General features: G+C 43.6%; 21 protein-coding genes and 24 tRNA genes. 12 read left to right on the forward strand and 33 right to left on the reverse strand.

All coding sequences use genetic code 11. The features are described from left to right. The first annotated feature begins 308 nt into the window (after window positions 1–308). Window positions 309–893 (forward strand): DUF99 family protein, encoded by a 585-nt coding sequence (locus tag RMY31_RS00115; protein ID WP_322666295.1) that lies wholly within the window; start codon window positions 309–311, stop codon window positions 891–893. A 274-nt stretch (window positions 894–1,167) separates the two neighbouring features. Here the strand turns inward: RMY31_RS00115 and RMY31_RS00120 are convergent, their stop codons facing one another. Next, entirely contained in the window at window positions 1,168–1,683 is a 516-nt protein-coding gene (locus tag RMY31_RS00120; protein ID WP_409877021.1) for a thermonuclease family protein, read from the reverse strand. Between the two features lie 172 nt (window positions 1,684–1,855). Here RMY31_RS00120 and RMY31_RS00125 point away from each other — a divergent pair, with 172 nt between their 5' ends. Next, window positions 1,856–5,023, forward strand: a complete 3,168-nt coding sequence (locus RMY31_RS00125) for an SUMF1/EgtB/PvdO family nonheme iron enzyme (RefSeq protein ID WP_322666299.1) — start codon at window positions 1,856–1,858, stop codon at window positions 5,021–5,023. Between the two features lie 44 nt (window positions 5,024–5,067). Here RMY31_RS00125 and RMY31_RS00130 read toward each other — a convergent pair whose 3' ends face one another. From RMY31_RS00130 to RMY31_RS00255, 26 genes are all read right to left on the reverse strand, one after another. Further along, window positions 5,068–5,262 carry a hypothetical protein gene (locus RMY31_RS00130; RefSeq protein ID WP_322666301.1) on the reverse strand — a complete coding sequence of 65 codons (195 nt, stop codon included), beginning with the start codon at window positions 5,260–5,262 and terminating at the stop codon, window positions 5,068–5,070. A 411-nt stretch (window positions 5,263–5,673) separates the two neighbouring features. Continuing rightward, window positions 5,674–5,756 (reverse strand) — tRNA-Ser (locus tag RMY31_RS00135). An 88-nt stretch (window positions 5,757–5,844) separates the two neighbouring features. Further along, a tRNA-Ala gene (locus RMY31_RS00140) sits at window positions 5,845–5,920 on the reverse strand. A 3-nt stretch (window positions 5,921–5,923) separates the two neighbouring features. Continuing rightward, a tRNA-Arg gene (locus RMY31_RS00145) sits at window positions 5,924–5,999 on the reverse strand. Between the two features lie 6 nt (window positions 6,000–6,005). Then, a tRNA-Ile gene (locus RMY31_RS00150) sits at window positions 6,006–6,080 on the reverse strand. Between the two features lie 5 nt (window positions 6,081–6,085). Beyond that, window positions 6,086–6,156 (reverse strand) — tRNA-Gly (locus RMY31_RS00155). A 23-nt stretch (window positions 6,157–6,179) separates the two neighbouring features. Next, a tRNA-Gly gene (locus tag RMY31_RS00160) sits at window positions 6,180–6,250 on the reverse strand. A 7-nt stretch (window positions 6,251–6,257) separates the two neighbouring features. Beyond that, window positions 6,258–6,325, reverse strand: a tRNA-Lys gene (locus RMY31_RS00165). A gap of 7 nt (window positions 6,326–6,332) precedes the next feature. Beyond that, window positions 6,333–6,408 (reverse strand) — tRNA-Lys (locus RMY31_RS00170). Window positions 6,409–6,413: 5 nt separating this feature from the next. After that, window positions 6,414–6,487 (reverse strand) — tRNA-Pro (locus tag RMY31_RS00175). 4 nt (window positions 6,488–6,491) lie between these two features. Beyond that, window positions 6,492–6,565: transfer RNA gene (locus RMY31_RS00180), tRNA-Leu, on the reverse strand. 6 nt (window positions 6,566–6,571) lie between these two features. Next, window positions 6,572–6,649, reverse strand: a tRNA-Leu gene (locus tag RMY31_RS00185). 6 nt (window positions 6,650–6,655) lie between these two features. Beyond that, window positions 6,656–6,731 (reverse strand) — tRNA-Gln (locus tag RMY31_RS00190). A gap of 5 nt (window positions 6,732–6,736) precedes the next feature. Continuing rightward, window positions 6,737–6,813: transfer RNA gene (locus RMY31_RS00195), tRNA-Gln, on the reverse strand. Window positions 6,814–6,818: 5 nt separating this feature from the next. After that, window positions 6,819–6,893 (reverse strand) — tRNA-Asn (locus tag RMY31_RS00200). Between the two features lie 9 nt (window positions 6,894–6,902). Beyond that, window positions 6,903–6,979: transfer RNA gene (locus RMY31_RS00205), tRNA-Phe, on the reverse strand. A gap of 6 nt (window positions 6,980–6,985) precedes the next feature. Then, window positions 6,986–7,059: transfer RNA gene (locus tag RMY31_RS00210), tRNA-Arg, on the reverse strand. Window positions 7,060–7,065: 6 nt separating this feature from the next. Beyond that, window positions 7,066–7,153: transfer RNA gene (locus RMY31_RS00215), tRNA-Ser, on the reverse strand. Window positions 7,154–7,157: 4 nt separating this feature from the next. Further along, window positions 7,158–7,242, reverse strand: a tRNA-Tyr gene (locus tag RMY31_RS00220). Window positions 7,243–7,248: 6 nt separating this feature from the next. Next, window positions 7,249–7,322, reverse strand: a tRNA-Glu gene (locus RMY31_RS00225). A 34-nt stretch (window positions 7,323–7,356) separates the two neighbouring features. After that, window positions 7,357–7,424: transfer RNA gene (locus RMY31_RS00230), tRNA-Lys, on the reverse strand. A 25-nt stretch (window positions 7,425–7,449) separates the two neighbouring features. Beyond that, window positions 7,450–7,520: transfer RNA gene (locus RMY31_RS00235), tRNA-Trp, on the reverse strand. Between the two features lie 3 nt (window positions 7,521–7,523). Further along, window positions 7,524–7,598, reverse strand: a tRNA-Ile gene (locus tag RMY31_RS00240). Between the two features lie 5 nt (window positions 7,599–7,603). Beyond that, window positions 7,604–7,678 (reverse strand) — tRNA-Cys (locus RMY31_RS00245). 88 nt (window positions 7,679–7,766) lie between these two features. After that, window positions 7,767–7,842 (reverse strand) — tRNA-Asp (locus tag RMY31_RS00250). A gap of 779 nt (window positions 7,843–8,621) precedes the next feature. Continuing rightward, complete coding sequence (locus tag RMY31_RS00255) at window positions 8,622–8,801, reverse strand: hypothetical protein (RefSeq protein ID WP_322666303.1); 180 nt, start codon at window positions 8,799–8,801, stop codon at window positions 8,622–8,624. Window positions 8,802–8,880: 79 nt separating this feature from the next. Here RMY31_RS00255 and RMY31_RS00260 point away from each other — a divergent pair, with 79 nt between their 5' ends. The 9 genes from RMY31_RS00260 to RMY31_RS00300 all read left to right on the forward strand — a co-directional run bounded on the left by RMY31_RS00260 (window position 8,881) and on the right by RMY31_RS00300 (window position 12,497). Further along, window positions 8,881–9,042: a hypothetical protein gene (locus tag RMY31_RS00260; protein WP_322666304.1), complete on the forward strand. Its 162-nt coding sequence runs from the start codon at window positions 8,881–8,883 to the stop codon at window positions 9,040–9,042. Further along, window positions 9,039–9,500 (forward strand): hypothetical protein, encoded by a 462-nt coding sequence (locus tag RMY31_RS00265; RefSeq protein WP_322666306.1) that lies wholly within the window; start codon window positions 9,039–9,041, stop codon window positions 9,498–9,500. Before RMY31_RS00260 ends, RMY31_RS00265 begins: the two co-directional genes overlap by 4 nt. Further along, complete coding sequence (locus tag RMY31_RS00270) at window positions 9,493–9,999, forward strand: hypothetical protein (RefSeq protein ID WP_322666308.1); 507 nt, start codon at window positions 9,493–9,495, stop codon at window positions 9,997–9,999. Before RMY31_RS00265 ends, RMY31_RS00270 begins: the two co-directional genes overlap by 8 nt. 20 nt (window positions 10,000–10,019) lie before the next feature. Further along, window positions 10,020–10,247 carry a hypothetical protein gene (locus tag RMY31_RS00275; RefSeq protein WP_409877022.1) on the forward strand — a complete coding sequence of 76 codons (228 nt, stop codon included), beginning with the start codon at window positions 10,020–10,022 and terminating at the stop codon, window positions 10,245–10,247. Between the two features lie 311 nt (window positions 10,248–10,558). Beyond that, window positions 10,559–10,702, forward strand: coding sequence for a hypothetical protein (locus RMY31_RS00280; protein ID WP_409877023.1), 144 nt, complete (start codon window positions 10,559–10,561; stop codon window positions 10,700–10,702). A 111-nt stretch (window positions 10,703–10,813) separates the two neighbouring features. Then, entirely contained in the window at window positions 10,814–11,338 is a 525-nt protein-coding gene (locus RMY31_RS00285; RefSeq protein ID WP_322666310.1) for a transposase, read from the forward strand. A gap of 29 nt (window positions 11,339–11,367) precedes the next feature. Next, window positions 11,368–11,514, forward strand: coding sequence for a hypothetical protein (locus RMY31_RS00290; RefSeq protein WP_409877024.1), 147 nt, complete (start codon window positions 11,368–11,370; stop codon window positions 11,512–11,514). Window positions 11,515–12,083: 569 nt separating this feature from the next. Beyond that, on the forward strand, window positions 12,084–12,302 hold the full coding sequence (locus tag RMY31_RS00295; RefSeq protein WP_322666312.1) for a hypothetical protein: 219 nt from the start codon (window positions 12,084–12,086) through the stop codon (window positions 12,300–12,302). A gap of 15 nt (window positions 12,303–12,317) precedes the next feature. Continuing rightward, window positions 12,318–12,497, forward strand: coding sequence for a hypothetical protein (locus RMY31_RS00300; protein WP_322666314.1), 180 nt, complete (start codon window positions 12,318–12,320; stop codon window positions 12,495–12,497). Here RMY31_RS00300 and psb34 read toward each other — a convergent pair. The 3 genes from psb34 to RMY31_RS00315 all read right to left on the reverse strand — a co-directional run bounded on the left by psb34 (window position 12,490) and on the right by RMY31_RS00315 (window position 14,790). After that, entirely contained in the window at window positions 12,490–12,660 is a 171-nt protein-coding gene (psb34, locus tag RMY31_RS00305; protein WP_322666316.1) for a photosystem II assembly protein Psb34, read from the reverse strand. The two genes, RMY31_RS00300 and psb34, sit on opposite strands and share 8 nt — an antisense overlap. 292 nt (window positions 12,661–12,952) lie before the next feature. After that, complete coding sequence (locus RMY31_RS00310) at window positions 12,953–14,038, reverse strand: site-specific integrase (RefSeq protein WP_322666318.1); 1,086 nt, start codon at window positions 14,036–14,038, stop codon at window positions 12,953–12,955. Window positions 14,039–14,277: 239 nt separating this feature from the next. Further along, on the reverse strand, window positions 14,278–14,790 hold the full coding sequence (locus RMY31_RS00315) for a hypothetical protein (RefSeq protein WP_322666320.1): 513 nt from the start codon (window positions 14,788–14,790) through the stop codon (window positions 14,278–14,280). A 217-nt stretch (window positions 14,791–15,007) separates the two neighbouring features. On the opposite strand from RMY31_RS00315, the gene RMY31_RS00320 reads away from it, so the two are divergent. Continuing rightward, window positions 15,008–15,880 (forward strand): DNA/RNA non-specific endonuclease, encoded by an 873-nt coding sequence (locus tag RMY31_RS00320; RefSeq protein WP_322666321.1) that lies wholly within the window; start codon window positions 15,008–15,010, stop codon window positions 15,878–15,880. A 5-nt stretch (window positions 15,881–15,885) separates the two neighbouring features. Here the strand turns inward: RMY31_RS00320 and RMY31_RS00325 are convergent, their stop codons facing one another. The 3 genes from RMY31_RS00325 to RMY31_RS00335 all read right to left on the reverse strand — a co-directional run bounded on the left by RMY31_RS00325 (window position 15,886) and on the right by RMY31_RS00335 (window position 17,151). Beyond that, the gene (locus tag RMY31_RS00325; RefSeq protein WP_322666323.1) at window positions 15,886–16,290 is read right to left on the reverse strand and encodes a nuclease A inhibitor family protein; all 405 of its coding nucleotides are present in this window, start codon (window positions 16,288–16,290) and stop codon (window positions 15,886–15,888) included. Beyond that, window positions 16,283–16,561 (reverse strand): hypothetical protein, encoded by a 279-nt coding sequence (locus tag RMY31_RS00330; RefSeq protein ID WP_322666325.1) that lies wholly within the window; start codon window positions 16,559–16,561, stop codon window positions 16,283–16,285. The genes RMY31_RS00325 and RMY31_RS00330 overlap by 8 nt, the downstream gene beginning before the upstream one ends. Window positions 16,562–16,659: 98 nt before the next feature. Continuing rightward, on the reverse strand, window positions 16,660–17,151 hold the full coding sequence (locus RMY31_RS00335) for a DUF1499 domain-containing protein (protein ID WP_322666330.1): 492 nt from the start codon (window positions 17,149–17,151) through the stop codon (window positions 16,660–16,662). Window positions 17,152–17,590: the final 439 nt, after the last annotated feature.

Here is a 17,590-nt window from a genome sequence, read left to right on the forward strand (position 1 = left end):
GCTTGTAAAGCGCAAATCCTTAATTTGGTTGGCTTTTGGGTGTAAGGGTGTAGGGGTGTAGGGGTGTAAGGAAAAGAATTAAAACCAACTAATCAGACTCGCAAAGCAACACTCTTCCCCTACACCCCACACCCCTATACCCCTACACCCAGCCATAGCAAGAGTTTCACGTTTTCGAGCGTGACATTCGTCTCTGAATACTTGGATACTTGAGTATCCGCATACTCACAAAGTAGGCGATCGCTCAAGCGTTTGGATTGTGCGATTGCAATGATTTTATGCTAATTTAACCACCAAACAACAGCTTAATGAAACTTGAATCTCTACTGAAACTCAATCGTACTATTCGCGTTATTGGCTTCGATGATGCCCCTTTTATTCGGGGTGCTGATGGCAATGTATCTATAGCTGGGGTGGTATGTGCAGGAACTCGATTTGAAGGTATGGTGTGGGGCGAAGTACAACAAGATGGTTTCGATGCGACAGAAGTCATTTGCAAGTTGTTGATTGGAAGGAAGTTTCTACCACAACTACATATCTTGCTTTTAGATGGAATTGGGTTTGGTGGGTTTAACCTTGTCAATCTTCCAGAATTAGCTGACCGTCTGCAATTACCTTGCGTCACCCTGATGCGCCGCCAACCTGATTTGGTTGCTGTTGAAGAAGCGATGAGTCATCTGCCAGACTTGCAACAGCGACAGAAACTTTTGCAGCTTGCTGGTACGATTTATGATTACTCACCCTTTTTCTTCCAAGTTAGCGGTGAAGAACCTGCTGTAGTAGCTGGAGCGCTTCAACGCTTAACTGACTGTGGGAAAGTGCCAGAAGCTTTACGTTTGGCACATTTAATTGCAGCTGCTGTCATGATTGGAGAAAGCGGAAGCTCGGCTTAAGACAAAAGACGCGCTAATGGGCGATCGCACACTACTACATCAACTAGCTTTTTTGGTTCTGGGGGATTGGTTGCGATCGCTTACTAACAAAATAGATTTTGAGAGTTTTAGGTGAGACAGAAGCTAATTACATCAATTACCTCTACTTTAACGCTCTCGCTTTCTAAATTCCCAAGGAGGTACTGCCTTGGGGTCATTCCACACCCCAGCACAGTTTGCGATCGCCATCTGCTGTGACTATTGGAATCTCCACGCCTTTAGGCTGGAGAGGATGTCAATGTTCTATCACTCCCTTATTTGGACAGTTGCCACTGTAGCGGGTATAGTGTTGTGCAAATCCAGCCCTGACCATTTCACCGTTTAAAAATATCTCTTCTTCGCTTTGGTATCCCGGCGTTCCCGATCGCGGTTGTACAAACACTTCAGCAACCGTTCTCCCATACCTATCTTGTTCGATGGGAGTAATCGTAACAGTGCCGTTCCCCTTATCAATGAGCGCTCGCAGGTAAGATTTGGCTTGTGACCCTAGATTTTGTTGCTTCTCGACTGCATCAATCCCACAAAACCGGATTTTTTTCCTCTTATTTCCTTGTCCCACTATGATAGTGTCGCCATCAGTAACCGATACTACTGTCCAATTCTCAGACATAGGAATTGTATATTTTGAAGTGGCATCTACCGCAGCCTCAATAACTGATTCTCTAATTCTGGAGTCAAGTGTAGGGATAAGGGCAATGATTGCTGTACAGATAAGTAAGAAACCTGGGTTTATCAGGAGCTTTTTGGACATTAATTATAAGGGCTATGATACTTCTATACTTCTGTTAGGTTGCCCAGGAAGCTTGACTGCTCTAACTTGGCTGGAGTAGGAACTTGTCACGGCTACGATTTCTCTTCATTGAAGTAATACATAACAATAATTAGTATGAGTACAATCAAGGGAATTGAAATTTATTAAATATATGGTTCGCTGGCTCAAGGCTGTAATTGTGAGTTTGTCACTACCGTTATTATTTAGCAGTAACGTTCAAGCACAAGATTGCACTCAGGTAAAAATTCGTGCCAAGATAGAACAGTTCAAAGATGACAAAACGCTCAAATCTGCTCGTGAAGCTGTAGTGCAGTGTGGGGAATTTGGGGTTCCATTCTTGGCAGAAGCCCTTAGTAATAGTAATGCTGCAACCCGTGGCAATACAGCCTATGCTTTAGGAAAAATTGGCTGGTCAGCACAGAAGGCTGTTCCTGACCTTGTAGAAGCACTAAGTGATGATGATAAAGCAGTTCGCAGCAACGCAGTCCGTGCCTTAATCGCGATTGGCAGATCGGCTCAGCAGCGAGCCAATACCCTGTCTGAGCTAGACTTGGGTACAGCCCAAGAACTAGAGGTGCTCAAGCAACACATGGAAAAGGCTCTGAGTCACCTAAAAGACAATCCGAAAGAATGGGCTAATCAAAAACAGGAACAGCAAGAACTGCGATTGACTCGAAATGGACTTAAAACTAAGGTTGTACAGTTGCAAGCAAGAACACTTTACCGTAGTGTTCAGTGGGTCAATAAAAATAGTTGGATATGGTTGCCATTAGTTGGATTGGGTTACTTGGGCATCTTTGCTATTCGTCCATTGTGGTTGCTGCAACTGGATAAAGTATTACAGTCCCAAAGTGTCAAACTACCTTTTGTCAACCTCGAAGTACAACTACAAAAGGTTTTATTATTCAAGTATCGCCCCAGAGTACTAGATGAATGGGTAAAAAAACATTTAGACTCCGTACAACAGGAATTTTTCGATAAAGAAATAGTTAAGCGAGATATTGAAACCTACGTTCCCCTACCTGTTACCCTTGATGGCAAAACCCTCATTCCACTACTACACAACATTAATGAGGATACATCTACAGTCCCAGCACAAGAAGCTGAACACAAACCGCTTCAAGATGCCTTACAGCAGCGGATGCAGAAAAATCAACAGTTTTACTTACTCATTCAGGGAGAAGGTGGTGCAGGAAAAACAAGCTTAGCTTGTCAGATTGCTCGTTGGGGGATGCAAGGGAAGTTGGCCAATCATCGGCTTTTACCTGTGCTAATTGACAGAGAGTTCCAAGAAAATGAAACCCTGCTAGAGGTTATTCGTAAGCAACTACAAGACCTAACCAATACTGGAGATGAAGAAATCAGCAACGAATATTTAAAAAGCCTACTCCAACAACGACGCATTTTGGTGATTTTAGATCGCTTCTCTGAGATGGAGAAGGCTAGTCACGATAAAATTCTTTTTTCCCTAGCCGAATTTCCAATTATTAATGCTCTAGTTGTCACATCGCGGCTAGAAGAGGAACTTCGAGGAATGAGTAAATTCATACTCAAACCCATGCGGGTTGAAGGTGAGCGGATTTCCGAATTTTTGGGTGAATACTTAAAGTTGCGTGCGAGACGAGATCGCTTTGATGACGAAGAATTTTTAAATGCTTGTCTGCGCCTAAACCGTATGGTAGGGCAGCGTAACATCACTATTCTGCTAGCAAAACTTTATGCTGAGCAGATGATTGCTACGCAGGAGGAGACGGGAGAACTGCCAGAAAATATCCCAGAACTAATATTGAGCTACTTGAATCAACTCACTCCTGATGTAGAACCTGAGAAACAGATAGCAGTCCATCGTGATGCTGAAGCTGTGTCTTGGAAGTGTTTAGAGCAAACTTACCGTCCTACTCCAATTCCACGAACAGCTGCTCTAGCTTTTCTTGCTGAAATTGACCCTAATGATAGCCATCACACCCGTTTAAACTACTTGGAAGCCTCTTTAAAACTGGTACAAAAGATTGAACCAGATAAAATACGCATTACTTTAGACCCGCTAGCAGAATATTTGGCTGGGTTATACCTAGTTAACAAATATAAGGATAATATTGCCGCTTGGACAAAACTTTTAGAAGATATCGAACAAAAATTAGAGAATTTGCAAGTGAATAAAGGTTTTTTACTAGCATTATGGGACTGCTGTGAAATAAAGAAAAAAGAATTTAATATACCAGACAGCATAATTGAGCAATTGCTTTACAAGACAGATTTAAAGCCAGAGGTCATCCGGGAAGCACAACGAAAACAGCGGATGAAGATGTTAGTTAATGACCTTTCCGCACCAGAGGCAGAGTACCGTGCTCGTGCTGCTGCTGACTTAGGAGCGATGAGCAAAAATGCTACCGCAGCAATTCCTCGTCTACGTAAAGCGTTGGAAAATGATAATGAAGTTTTCAAAGTTCGTATAGAGGCAGCTAAAGCCCTTAAACAGATTGGGCAAGACATTCCAATTCTTATTGGAGAGATTAAGGACGGAGTTGAGTCAATTCGTCTAGTAGAAGCTCCACCTACAGAGAAGATAAATTTAGGTAATGGAACATTTTTAGAAATAGTAGAAATTTTAGGTGGTACATTTCTGATGGGAGCAACTTCCAAAGAGGAAACATCAAGTGATAGGGAACACCCCCAACATGAAGTGACTGTTGCTTCATTCCTAATGGGAAAGTATTCAGTAACGCAGGCGCAGTGGCAAGCAGTTGCATCCCTGCCAAAGGTTGAGCGTGAGATCAAATCAGATCCATCCGGTTTTAAAGGTGCTAATCTTCCTGTCGAGTGTGTAAATTGGTACGATATACAAGAGTTTTTTGTCCGTATTTGCCAGTATACAGGACGAAAATTTAGACTGCCGAGTGAAGCCGAGTGGGAATATGCCTGTCGGTCAGGAAGAATAACCCCGTTTCACTTTGGTGAGACAATTTCCACTGCTTTAGCAAATTATAAAGGCAGTGTTATCTATAACAATGGTCACAAAGGAGAATATCGCGAGAAAACAACGCCAGTGGGAAATTTTCAAGTTACTAACAACTTTGGTTTATATGATATGCACGGTAATGTCTGGGAGTGGTGTGCAGATTCTTGGCATGAAAACTATGAGGGAGCACCCTTAGATGGAAGCGTTTGGCAAGAAAATAATAATAATCTACCTAAATATGTAATACGTGGTGGTTCATGGAAGGAACCTCCTAGTTCCTGTCGTTCTGCAAATCGCGGTTGGGAATACGCGAGAAAAGGCTCTAACACTCTTTCTTTTCGAGTAGTGTGTTCATATTGATAACAAAATCTGCAAGCTTTCATCCTCACCTGTGGAGAATTGCTCTAAGGAATTTGCCAAGCATATCCAAATTCATCTTTGATAGATACTTGCGAATGGTAGCGCAAGACACTGGGGGAATCATGATGTTGACGCAGTAGCGCCTGTGCTGGCTCCATACCCCATCCATATAGAGTTAATGCTAGAAGCACTACTAGGGCACAACGCCAGCAATATTGTGGAAATTGATACATACTCATATGGGTCTGCATTTAATTTAAGCGATCGCGCTGCACTCAGGTACGCTTATCATGATATTGTCTAGGTAGTTATCAATATGGCTGAACGGGTCAAAGGGCAGCAGTAGTTTCAAATCAACCTAGATATTACCTAGATACAGTCAAGGTATGAGCCAAACAGGGAATAACAGGAAGCTAGCATCTTTTAACTGTGACCAAAAGATGTGGGAGCAGTTTATCGCTCGTTGTCGCTCTGTTTAATTCATTTGTAGCTAAAATTGGCAGTATTAAAGAGCAAAAAACTGAAGGAATGGCAGCAGTTGTTGCCTATCTAATGTTTGCTTCTTACTGGAGAGTCCACCAGAGAGGTACTGCCCCTCCTGTTGCCGCGTTATCAGCACGGTGCCTCACTTTTCGGCTTCTGGTGGAAGGCGGAAGATGGAAGAATCGAACTCCTGGGTGTTACCCCACCCCGGTTTTCTAGACCGGTTGCCAACCATTTAGCAGCATCTTCCTTGAAGGGGTGTCTGAGGAGGCTTGAACTCCCTAATGATTGGTTCCACAAACCAGCGCCGCGACCACTTTGGCTTCAGACACCAAGAGTGGAGCCAAGGGGATTTGAACCCCTAACCTCCTGTGTGCAAGACAGGCGCTAAGCGCCACTTAGAGCTATGACCCCATGTGGCAGGAGCGGTAGGATTTGAACCTACATGAGTCAGTTTAGAAGACTGATGCCTTATCCATTAGGCGACACTCCCATAAATTGGTAGCCCTGACAGGATTTGAACCTGTAACCCTCTGTTTATAGGACAGTTGCTCCACCATTGAGCTACAGAGCTAAAAGAGCGGACGACGAGAGTTGAACTCGCATCTGGAGCTTGGCATACTCCGATGTTGCCCTTACACCACATCCGCATTTAAGAACCTATATGGTTCCAAGCGATCGACGAGACTCGAACTCGTACCGTGAGTTTGGAAGACTCTGATGCTGCCTTTACACCACGATCGCGTTAAGCTGGCAACAGGAGTTGAACCTGTGTCAACCTGATTAAGAATCAGGAGCATAACCGTTCTGCCAAACGCCCAAGTTTTGGTGGGTCGCCAGAGACTCGAACTCCGATCGCTCCGCTTAAAAGGCGGGAACTCTAGCCATTGAGCTAACGACCCTCGAATCCGAGTGGTAGGATTTGAACCTACAACCGCCTGTTCCCAAAACAGGAGTGCTGCCAAGCTACACCACACCCGGATAATACTGCTGGTGGGAGTTGAACCCACAACCTCTGGTTTCTAAGACCAGCACCTCTTCCAGTTGGGTTACAGCAGCATAATTTGGTACTCCCGGTGGGATTTGAACCCACACACAGACTGTTTTTGAGACAGCCGCCTCTTCCAATTGGGCTACAGGAGCGTAATTTGGCTGCCCCGCCAGGATTTGAACCTGGAATCTCCTACTTCAAAGGTAGGGATGTTGCCAGTTACACCACAGGGCAATAATTGGCTGCCGAGGTAGGGTTTGAACCTACACACTCCTGTTTCAGAGACAGGTGACTCTACCAATTCGTCCACTCGGCAATGAATGGCTGCCCCAGTAGGACTTGAACCTACAACCCCCGCGTTAACAGCGCGTCGCTCTGCCATTGAGCTATGAGGCAATGTGCCAGTCCCCCAGGTCGGAATCGAACCGACGACCTCTGATTTTTCAGACCAGCGCTCTCTACCAAAACTGAGCTACCAGGGGATAAGACGAGAACGGAAGGACTTGAACCTTCACTTTTCAGTTTCGTAGACTGACGTGTTATCCAATTACACTACGTTCTCATAAAGCGGAGAGAGAGGGAGTTGAACCCACAGTGGAATGAGGAATCCCACGACTGTTTAGCAAACAGCTTGCCCTGCCAATAGCAATCTCTCCATGATGGGCCGGGTAGGATTTGAACCTACGGGGCACACAGGCATCCGTTTTACAGACGGCTTCCTTCAACCGGACTTGGATACCGACCCATGAGGCAGTGCAGACGGGACTCGAACCCGCTAATTACACGCTTGAAAGACGTGCCGCTCGGCCACTTCGCTTCTGCACCATGTATGCCGTGTAAGTTGAAAAAGCTGTTGATTCACACACAGGAATTGAACCTGCATAGACTGTTTAAGAGACAGTTGCCTTACCATTAGGCGAGTATGTAAGCTTTTTCGGTCAGGACACGACAACGCACAGACAAGGATTTGAACCCTGACCCAAGGTTTTGGAGACCCTGGTGCTGCCGTTACACCATCTGTGCATTTGGTAGCAGCGACGGGAGTTGAACCCGTATATGCTCGGTTATGAGCCGAGTACCTTGCCGTTAGGTGACGCTGCAACGTTTGGAGTCCGAGGTGGGGATTGAACCCACGATGATTGATTTTGCAGATCAACGCCTTCCCACTTGGCTACTCGGACACATCTAGAAGCCTTGACGGGAGTTGCACCCGCAACTCTATGACTGAGAATCAAAGCGACTTGTCTATTTGTCCACAAGGCTACAAAGCGGGGATGATGGGATTTGAACCCACGTTCTTTCGCTCGACAGGCGACTGCTTTAAACCAGACTAAGCTACACCCCCACATTGAGTGGCAATTATTCAGTTTTCATGGTTCTGATAGTGTTAGCTCTGTGCCTTTTTGGGAGGCTGTAATCTTCCACTACATTTATACTACATAGTGTATTACAAAGTGTCAAGGGCGTACTACAAACTTTTTTTAGAAGTAAGAGGGCAGTGTTATGTAATCGCGGTATTGCCCTCTGTAACTATGGTTTTTAGAGAACACTACAACTGAATTTTTTAGTATGTGTGGTTGCTGACTTTGCTGCTGAGGTTCCATACGTTGATTCGCTCCTAAAAAATAACCCCCGCCTCTGGTCATCAGGAGCGGGGGTCTCTTCGTTGATACTTTTTGCCCTATATTGGTGCTATAAAACACTTGCACCTCCCGCTCTGGATGAATTGATCTGGATTCAGCCATGTGGCAATCGCTCCAAAAATGCCAACACTTGCAGATTTACCGGCCAAAAACCGATATGCTTCCTCAAACGCAAACAGCACGAACACTCTGCCTAAACCCTTACTAGATCGGCAATGCATCGCGCTACTAATGGTTGAGGAGAATCTGCTTATCATCGAAGTTTGTAGTATTTGTAATTAAGATTAATATTGATAATACAATTGTAGTATATGTTTGTCCGCTACATAGTTCTGGGGAGTGATCGCTACGCCTACAGCAGCAAAGGTTAATTTTAGGTTTTTGCGTACTTAAAAACTCAAATATTCAAATAAATTCTTTTTCTTAGAGGAAATGTAAAGGATGCGATAAATAAGGCGACCAGTGCGATCGCCTTTTTCCTCTAAGAAATTGCCTGCTCAACTGCATCAAGCAGCTTTCTAGCTAATTCAAACCAACGCTTTGCCTTTGGGTCTGTTTCTGCTCTTGAGTGAACTGATTCCGGTTGGATTTCCCATCCTTCATAGTTAGCAAGGATGGTTACAAATTCCTTTTCTAGCTCGTAGCGTTGTTCTGGTGTCATTAGTTAAGAGCTTGGGCGATCGCAGTTCCTATCTAATGTAATGTTTTCCCCTGTGCAAAGTCTCTGAATACTTGGATACTTGAGTAACCACATACTCACAAAGTGGGCGATCGCCTTGCACTGCTCCAAAAAGCAGTTCTTAGAGGAAAAGGGGATTAGGTGCGATCGCTCTCCACAAATAAAAGCGATCGCACCCCCAAACCGCGATCGCTCTTTTCCTCTAAGAAAAATTGTTAGTTGAGCGCAGCCGCGATCGCTCCCTTCGATACTCCGGGCGGCGAACCTCCACAGAACCCCACGCCGAACCCCCCGAACCTTCGGATAGTGAAAAGCGAATCATTTGACGATAGCGAAGCGGTAGCGAGTCATCGAGCGTCTTTCGCTCAAACTCCTACACCACAAACATTTACACCCATTTCGATAGAACCTAGTAAGGAGTTCGACGAACGTTTGATGAGGTTCGTTGAGCCTTCAGCGAAGCTTCCACCCTTTGGTGCAATTCGGCAAATGGAGCGGGACTGGATAGGATACCTCTACTGTTTCCATGACCCACCCGTTAGGAACCAAAAAGCCCTCATCTTGAGGGTGTGGGGTTACAAGAGCGGGGATAGTAGCGGATACCGCAGCGCTAGAGCAAGGTTACGCACAATCCTTATTGATGCTGGTATTGAGATTAAGAAAAGGGTGAACCATGAATAGTTTGGAGTTTTGCGATCGCTACCTCCCTGATTACTGGGCAGAGCGAGATTTACAGCTGCTCATTCAAAAACGGTTACAAAGATGGTGGTTTCTCGCCGCGCCTGATGAGTTAGTAATCAAAACACCGTCAACCAGTAGACGAATTGACATCACCACTTGGTTAACTGTATATGAGGTTAAGAAGTGGTTGACTCGTGACAACATCTTTCACGCTGTAGCACAGACTGAACTTTACACCTTTTATGGCCCTAAGCTGCTATGGATGTTTCCGAAGCGCCGGGTAGTGGTCGGGCTTGCACCAACAGAACTAAGTGAGTATGAGCAGGCTGCACGAGTGGCGCGGGATTTTAGGCGAATGGGTATAGAGGTGATTTTCCTCAATGAAGCTGGGCTAACTTTTGAAGTTCCAGAAATTGGGGCAGCATTTTTGATTGTGGGAATAATTATTTTAGTGGCAGCGATCGCAGCCTATCTACTATCGGGAAAACTAAGTTTATAAGCAATTAATTATTAATACTAATGACAACCACATTAGACCTATCAAAGTTATTGTACTGCCGCAATTGCGGTATGAAAACGCATCATTATAGGGATTTAAAATATGACTGGGGCTATAGCTGTAAAGTTTGCCAAACTTGGCAGCATCAAAGCCAGCTTGCATCAATTCAGCAAAGTTATGCAGCGAAAATGATTTTAAATTCAATGGCGCGTAACGAAATTTATTATTGTGGTAACACGCTCTTGTAATTTATTGAAGCGGCTGAAGCTTTAGATATGGATTACGATTATCAAAAAACTGATGATGGGTATGATTTTCAAGCGTGGCATACTGAAAATCAAGAAACATTTGCAAGAATCAAGTTGTAAAGCGATCGCTCTACCAACTCCCATCCTCTAAGAAAAAATGTATCTACTCAAAGTTTGGAATAACTCAAGTCAAAAAACACATTGGTATCTTTGCATAAATTACACTCAAGCAATGATTGCAACTCGCCAGATAAAAACTTGTTGGTTAACTCATACTCTTGTACAAGGTTTCAGAATAATTGATTAAATTTATGATTGAAAAATTAACTAGAATTATATTAAAAATATTACCAGATGATACGCTATGCTTACTTCATGAAGAATGTTTCGATGAAATGAGAAGAAGAAAATTTATTATTTATGAAGATGAATTAAATCAATCTGGGCAGAATTAAATCAGTAGCGATCGCTCCTTTTTTCCTCTAAGAATCTTGATGTGAAAAAGACTGATAGCATTGGTTATGCCCTATGAAGGGCGATCGCAGCTTCTAATCAGACAAATACTAATGCCTCGTCAGCCTCGTCAAATACAACCAGGATATTGCTACCACATCACCAGCCGCTGCAATAACCGCGAATTTTACTTGAATCGTCGAGAATGTCGGGAGGTGTTTCTTTTTGCTATCAAAAAAGCATTAGATAAGTTTAAATTTAAGCTCTATGCTCTGTGCATTATGAGCAATCATATTCACTATCTGCTTGAGCCAGCCCACAGTCAAGATTTACCCAAAATCATGCACTGGCTAAATTGGTACACGGCTATGTGTTTCAACCGAATGCTTAAACGTACTGGTCACTTTTGGGAGAAGCGTTATCACAGCAGTGCATTTGAGAATACTGACTATCAAAGGGCATTAAACACACTGCGGTACATTCACGCCAACCCTAAAGCTGCCAGAATGCAGCAAGGATTTTTTTATGACTTCAGTAACTATGGAATGCACGACAAGTTGACAGATGATGGACTTACTCAATGGCATCCAGCATTTTTGTCTTTGGGACAGACACTAGAAGAATGTGCTCAAGCCTAAGTCACTGGGGTAGTAAGTTACTGGGCGGGATGAATGTAAAACAGAAGGCAGCGAATAAAAAGAATTCATCACCAGGGCAATTGAGCTTACCTTGGAACCAGTGCCAGGTATTGGAAAATCCCCAAGTGGAAGAGATTGCAGAAAAGTTTACTCGTGCCAATTGCTTCAAACGTTGAAAATCTGCTAGAGTTGATGCGTGGTTGCTTTTCCCCGTCCTTGGGTCACGGTTCACACTTGAACGCCCGCGCAGCGCACAACGCATGAGGGAAACAAAAATGTGCACACATGTGCAAGTTACGAAGGGGGACGGAAAAAGGGAAAGGAACCGCGTAGCTGCTTAGGTGTTCGTTCATTCAACCTAACTTCAGGGCTAGCCTTGAAGAAGCAAAGGATAACTGTATTTTATATGCAGATGTCCACAGCTTATCACGAATTGCTGTTGCAATCTGTGATGCAGAGTTGTATGCACGAATACCCGGTTAAATAAAGCAGCATAAAATTAAGCTTTTAGCTACCGGAATTGTTGCAAACGCTCTCTTCAAGGCAGCCTCCTAGATTAAACCCAAGGAGGTTAAATAAAGTGCAACGTTCTGTCAATTTTGCAAGCAATAGCATTAATAGCGCATTCAATGTGGATGCCCCAGGCTTTTTATGTCTGGGGCTTTTGCGTTTGCAGTTTCTATTCACAGAAAAAAGCCCGGAATCTCTCCAGGCCATCAATATAAACCACTTTCATCATAGAGTTATGTTCGTAAAAAAGAAAAACTCGTCTCTACTTCCAAAGGGAAACTTGCCTCCTGGAAAGTATGCTTACTTATTCCTTGCCCTTGTAGCGATCGCTCATATCGTTGCCGCCGCATTCTCTGGTTGCAACCCTGTGAACTTTTATTTAAAAGGGTTAGGAATTGAGTACCAGTTTGAAAAGGGAGCTTGTCAACTTCCCCCAGATCAACAACAGAAGTAGGATGAGTTAAATCAGATGTCCAGTGGTGCGTTGGCGCTGGGCATCTGCAATTTCTTAGAGGAAAGTGAGAAAGCGATCGCAGCAATTAAAATTCAACAGCAACAAAAAACCCCGGCGTTAAGTACCGAGGTTCACTTAAGAAGCCCTTTGTGTCGATGGGAGATACCGATACCGTTGTCGAAAAATCTTAGCTAACCGCAAAAGCAACCAAAACTAGAGCGGTAACAAACATAGTTGCAATTGCACCTTGTATAACGTAGTTACGTTGTTCCCAAATTGCCGGGTACTCAGCGCAGTATACCTGGGGTTCAGTTGGGTAATTGTTGAGAACGCCGTTTTCATTAACAGTGGTATACATTGTTGTTTCTCTTGTTTGTTAATTTATGTAAATAAATTTAACAATATTGTTACGAATAGTCAACAGCACTTGACACCAAAAGGCTGATAGCGCTAATAAAAGTCGCTTATGAGAAGAGATGGAATGTGGGACGGGTGCGATCGCGCTGTTGCGGTGGTTAGAATCGCAGTACTTAGCTCGACCTTACCGCTTAATTGGGTATTCGCGTACTTGCATACTCGCGTACTCATAAGTGAAAGCGATCGCATTAGGGTAGGTAAAAAGTGCGATTATTTATTGAAGTATCAACTCATCAAAACCTCGGCAGTACTGTACCCGTCCCAGCATCTTTTTTAGGACGAATATATCCCTTGGTAGTATCAGACTTGATATGCCCCAACTGGTCTTGCACCTCAAAAAGTGGTTTAACTTCTACCGCCCTCGTTGCATGAGAATGACGCAACCAGTGACACGAGAATTTAACCTTCGCTACCTCAGATATATCCTGAATCAATCCTTTAATCGCGCGATCGCTCAATGGCAATCCTCGCTTTTTCGGGTCAGGTGACATATTGGGAAACACTGGCATCTTATCACTAGCCATCCCCCGATACTTCTTGAAAACGAGCGAAGTCTGATGGTCTAACCCTATCTCGCGGTACTTCCCACCTTTGCCTCGAAACTTAATCGTATAGTATCCCCGGTTTCTATCCTCTGGTGTTGGATCGGGATACCACTGGAAATTATGCCAATATAAACCCGGATAATCTTCCTTGGGTAGCCCAGGTTCATCACCCGGAACTGTTACTCTACCTAGTTCGCCAACTCGCATACCGCTATAAAAAAGCAGACAAAAAACCAGCCAGTGCTTACCCTCCAACTGCTTGGCAGCTTCAGCTAGCTTCTTCATCTCTAAATCTTCTAAATACCGCTCTGCCTTCGGTAAATCACTGAAATTGTCGTAATTTATGGTACTTGCAATATTCCTTAAAAAATAACCAACATTCTCTCCACTCCCGTAACTCCAGAGCGAACGCAACATCAGCACTTGGTTTGATTTAGTATAAGGGGAAACCTCACCCCAAGAAGCAATAAACTCTAGTAACTTTGGCTGCTGAATTAATCTTAAATCGAGTATACCTTCATTACGTACCCAATCAAGTAATTTTTGACCAAAACTATAGTATTTACGCTTAGTTTGTTCGCGGTTTTGGCTTCCAGCCCAAGCCAAAATTAACTCATCATCATTAGCAACCGCAGGCGTGCGGTAATAATATTGGCGAATTACTTCCTCTACCAATTCTGGAGTTACTTGCCCAGAGGTATTTTGCGCTACAACTTTTCTTTGGTTGGGAGAAAGAATCTCTACGGAGCTAACCTCAATATTAGTAACATCCATGTGGGAAATAAGAGTTACGCGATCGTAAACATATAGCTTCCTGGAAGTGATGTTTCAGGAAGCTTTTATATTCTACGATAGCGCAGTAAATATGCGGGTATTGCCTGCTCAAGTATTTATCGGCAGCCAACGCCCTGGCTTTTAGGTTTTTTGTGGTAAAAATGTAGCATTTTGGGTAAGCCACATTAACATACAAGCTATGGGGCAGTACGAAGAGGAGATTATTTTGTCAGTAATGATTATTTCACTGGGTAATAGAGTCCTTGTTTATCATTCCATTCCCACCCCACGCTCATCGGGTCGCGGTTACGAGTCCAACTGATAAATTCTTGGGCGCTCTTGTTTTCTCTTTCAGCAATAAGGCTTTGGGGACTTACGGCAAGTCGTTGAGCTAGATTTTCATTTGCCTTGGGTTGCAACTCAACTTGAGATTGCTGATATGAATATGCTTGTCTTCTAGGTCTGGTAGTGTTATATCTACCAGAAGCCATCGCCCGTTCTATGAGTTCCAGCTTTTTGGTTATTACGTCGAGCTTGGTTTCCAGCTTCTTCTCTAGCTGTAAAACCGATTTACTGCTTGGGGCAACATCGATATCAATATTGCTATCAAACTGAGATATTAATTCCTCTAAGCCTTGCAATAAGGCAATTGTATGCCCCTGCCTATGCAGTTTTGATAATCGGCGTACTACTGGAATTAAAGCAGTAGGGACGCGAATCATTTCGCTTGGTGAGGACTTTTGGTCAGTCATTTGATATCAGTTTTGATAGCAATAAACTGATGATAGATGAAAAGCGATCGCCTGTCGGCAGATTTTCTTAGAGGAAACAAAGTGCGATGGTGTGGGTGCGATCGCGCTTGAATTTTCTAGTTGCCATTGTGACGAAAAGAGGCAAAATTAAGTGAAAGGCTGGAAATACACTCAAAATAGTGAAGTAATAATTAAATCTCTAAGAGTGCTTAAATTTATGCTAATGATTGGCCGCTTTCGTCTTGTAGCTGTTAGTTTGACTTTGCTTGCATTGTTGGGATGTTCATCAGCAGCTCAGACTCAGATGCCAACAGTACAAAGGACAACGCAGCCAACACCCGTATTTACTGGGACACCTGCCAAACCCTCAATAAGCCCTCACTTGCTGTTGGGGAATCCCAGCGGCGCAACTCCAACGAGCATTACTCCAGATAATTATTTAATGGTAAAAAATCAATATGCACTTTCCTACAACAACAGCAAGGGAACTCCCAACTGGGTAGCTTGGCAGTTAAATAAGTCATGGCTAGGGGACGCAGAGCGCCAAAATAACTTTCGCCCTGATAGCACTTTGCCTGCTGGTTTATTAAGGGTGACTCCTTCTATGTACTCTGGTTCAGGATATGACAGAGGGCATGTTGCACCATCGGGCGATCGCACCCGGACAGTAGAAGATAACACCGCCACCTTTTTAATGACAAACATGATGCCCCAGACACCGGACAACAACCGGAACACTTGGGGGAATTTAGAAGATTATTGTCGGGAGCTAGTAAGACAAGGTAAGGAACTGTATATCGTAGCTGGGCCTTTTGGTAGTCTTGGCGAACCTCTTAAGGGTAAGGTGGCGGTTCCTCAAACTACTTGGAAGATAGTTGTCGTACTAGATAGCCCTGGCTCTGAGCTTAACGGTATTACTGCAAGCACTCGTGTCATTGCAGTGAACATCCCCAACGAGCAAGAATTAAACAATGACTGGAGAGCTTACAAACTCAGTGTTGATGAATTAGAAAAAATCACAGGCTATGATTTCCTCTCGAATGTTTCTCCAAATATTCAGGAAGTTATTGAAAGCAAAGTAGATTCGTAAACAACTCAAGTTTCTACAACTTTCGTAGAAATCCCCGCTAAATTTCCTGCTGGGGTATCACCAACAATATAAGCATCAACCTCTTTGTTGCCGAGGCGATATACCTGCAAATTACTCAGGTTTTCTTTGAGTGTCTGCACAAGAGTTTGGAATCGTTTTACGGTTGCTTTCTCTTCGTCACCATGCCAATCTTCGGGAGTTGTTGCTACTTTAAAAAAATCATCAATCCCTATGGTTTCAACTGATGTGTTTTGTGGATGATTTGTGTGTTGTACAACTTTTTGGGGTGTGGCTGGAGGTGTAATTTCCCATAAGAATACTGAGAATGGGTATTCAGACTCACTCATAAATAGTAAGCCGTCAGCTGCCCGTTTTAGCTGTTCTAAAATTTCTGAATTAGTTTTAGTCATATAGGGCAATAATAGAGCGATCGCCTACAACCTTTACAATCATTTTCCTAGAGGAAACTTGAGCGGTGGCACTTTTATACTTATTCTTTCCCAAGGTACAGGTTTTTGGTAAAACCGTAGTGCCAACATCATAAATTATGGCCGTAGCCAAACCCTGGCCACTCACAGGTGCATCAATGAACAAAACAACAAAGAACACATTCAGTTCTGAAATGACTGATGAAGATTGGTTTAACTTAGGAAAATCTGATGCCTGGGCTGGAAAACCCAAAGTGCCACCAGAACACGAGTCTCAATCGGCGAGTATGTATGACTTAGGTTACAGCGAGGGAGAGATTACACATTCGCCAACTGAAACAACAGAGGCAGTCAAATGTTTAAATCACGCAAAGCTAGCCGAATTTGCTCCACACGCCTGCGATTGACACCGAGATCCGAATCTCCCACGCGAGATGCCGAGCGCAGATGAATTACTGACTCATCAGGAGGGAAATAAAACTCTACGTCATCAACAAATTTGAAGATACGGCTTTTAGAAAGAGCATGGATGTAATTATTTGTCTGTTCTATAACCTCTGTACGAGGAACAACGCTGAGAACTTTTAGTAAGGTTTCTCGCGCTGCATTGCGGTCTACATGATAAGGAATCGGATCAATGGCGTGCTTGGAATCAGCGTTTTGACTCACAACACAGTTGTTTGAAGCCGGACAAGAACTAAGATGACCATTATCAACTCCCAAACCAGAAGAGGCAGCCCAAGTAGCCCCAGGAAGTATTAAACTACCAATCAAAGTTAGCAATATTACAAAAGTGATACTCCGCAAGAATCGCTGCCGGAACGCTGTGAAAAGACGAGACATGATAAATTTACGCCTCAAGGTTTGAATAGCACTCAATTATTTTCGGTCATTTTGGATGCTATCTGCGAGTTGCCGATTCGTCCTACACCGAATCATCCATCCACCCACACTCCGCGCTTATATTTAGCTAATTTATTTATTTCTACCACGTAAACAACAACAATGTTGACTAGTCATTCTGTACGTCGTATAATTTTAATATGTTGCTATTCTACAACGTAAATTAAATAAACCAAGTAAATGAAGGTTCAAAGGGTTCGCATCCCCGATACTGACAGAGTGACATGGTTGGTGCTGGATCAATACGGTTCGGTTAAGTTCTAAGCGGTGTTAATTACTGAAAAAGTGAGTGTTTGTAATTTAGCTGTTTGGGTTCTATGTATGGGCTTTTTGTTCGGAAATTTGGCTCTAGTTTTTTTGACAACACGAGGATTGCTTC

Origin of the sequence: Dendronalium sp. ChiSLP03b, assembly GCF_034531165.2 — a bacterium.
GTDB lineage: Bacteria > Cyanobacteriota > Cyanobacteriia > Cyanobacteriales > Nostocaceae > Dendronalium > Dendronalium minutum.

What these genes read in the sequence shown, in the direction of transcription:
- RMY31_RS00115 (WP_322666295.1), top strand. Translation starts at nt 309, where the DNA reads ATGAAACTTGAATCTCTACTGAAACTCAATCGTACTATTCGCGTTATT.
- RMY31_RS00120 (WP_409877021.1), bottom strand. Translation starts at nt 1,683, where the DNA reads ATGTCCAAAAAGCTCCTGATAAACCCAGGTTTCTTACTTATCTGTACA.
- RMY31_RS00125 (WP_322666299.1), top strand. Translation starts at nt 1,856, where the DNA reads ATGGTTCGCTGGCTCAAGGCTGTAATTGTGAGTTTGTCACTACCGTTA.
- RMY31_RS00130 (WP_322666301.1), bottom strand. Translation starts at nt 5,262, where the DNA reads ATGAGTATGTATCAATTTCCACAATATTGCTGGCGTTGTGCCCTAGTA.
- RMY31_RS00255 (WP_322666303.1), bottom strand. Translation starts at nt 8,801, where the DNA reads ATGACACCAGAACAACGCTACGAGCTAGAAAAGGAATTTGTAACCATC.
- RMY31_RS00270 (WP_322666308.1), top strand. Translation starts at nt 9,493, where the DNA reads ATGAATAGTTTGGAGTTTTGCGATCGCTACCTCCCTGATTACTGGGCA.
- RMY31_RS00275 (WP_409877022.1), top strand. Translation starts at nt 10,020, where the DNA reads ATGACAACCACATTAGACCTATCAAAGTTATTGTACTGCCGCAATTGC.
- RMY31_RS00280 (WP_409877023.1), top strand. Translation starts at nt 10,559, where the DNA reads ATGATTGAAAAATTAACTAGAATTATATTAAAAATATTACCAGATGAT.
- RMY31_RS00285 (WP_322666310.1), top strand. Translation starts at nt 10,814, where the DNA reads ATGCCTCGTCAGCCTCGTCAAATACAACCAGGATATTGCTACCACATC.
- RMY31_RS00290 (WP_409877024.1), top strand. Translation starts at nt 11,368, where the DNA reads ATGAATGTAAAACAGAAGGCAGCGAATAAAAAGAATTCATCACCAGGG.
- RMY31_RS00295 (WP_322666312.1), top strand. Translation starts at nt 12,084, where the DNA reads ATGTTCGTAAAAAAGAAAAACTCGTCTCTACTTCCAAAGGGAAACTTG.
- RMY31_RS00300 (WP_322666314.1), top strand. Translation starts at nt 12,318, where the DNA reads ATGTCCAGTGGTGCGTTGGCGCTGGGCATCTGCAATTTCTTAGAGGAA.
- psb34 (WP_322666316.1), bottom strand. Translation starts at nt 12,660, where the DNA reads ATGTATACCACTGTTAATGAAAACGGCGTTCTCAACAATTACCCAACT.
- RMY31_RS00310 (WP_322666318.1), bottom strand. Translation starts at nt 14,038, where the DNA reads ATGGATGTTACTAATATTGAGGTTAGCTCCGTAGAGATTCTTTCTCCC.
- RMY31_RS00315 (WP_322666320.1), bottom strand. Translation starts at nt 14,790, where the DNA reads ATGACTGACCAAAAGTCCTCACCAAGCGAAATGATTCGCGTCCCTACT.
- RMY31_RS00320 (WP_322666321.1), top strand. Translation starts at nt 15,008, where the DNA reads ATGCTAATGATTGGCCGCTTTCGTCTTGTAGCTGTTAGTTTGACTTTG.
- RMY31_RS00325 (WP_322666323.1), bottom strand. Translation starts at nt 16,290, where the DNA reads ATGACTAAAACTAATTCAGAAATTTTAGAACAGCTAAAACGGGCAGCT.
- RMY31_RS00335 (WP_322666330.1), bottom strand. Translation starts at nt 17,151, where the DNA reads ATGTCTCGTCTTTTCACAGCGTTCCGGCAGCGATTCTTGCGGAGTATC.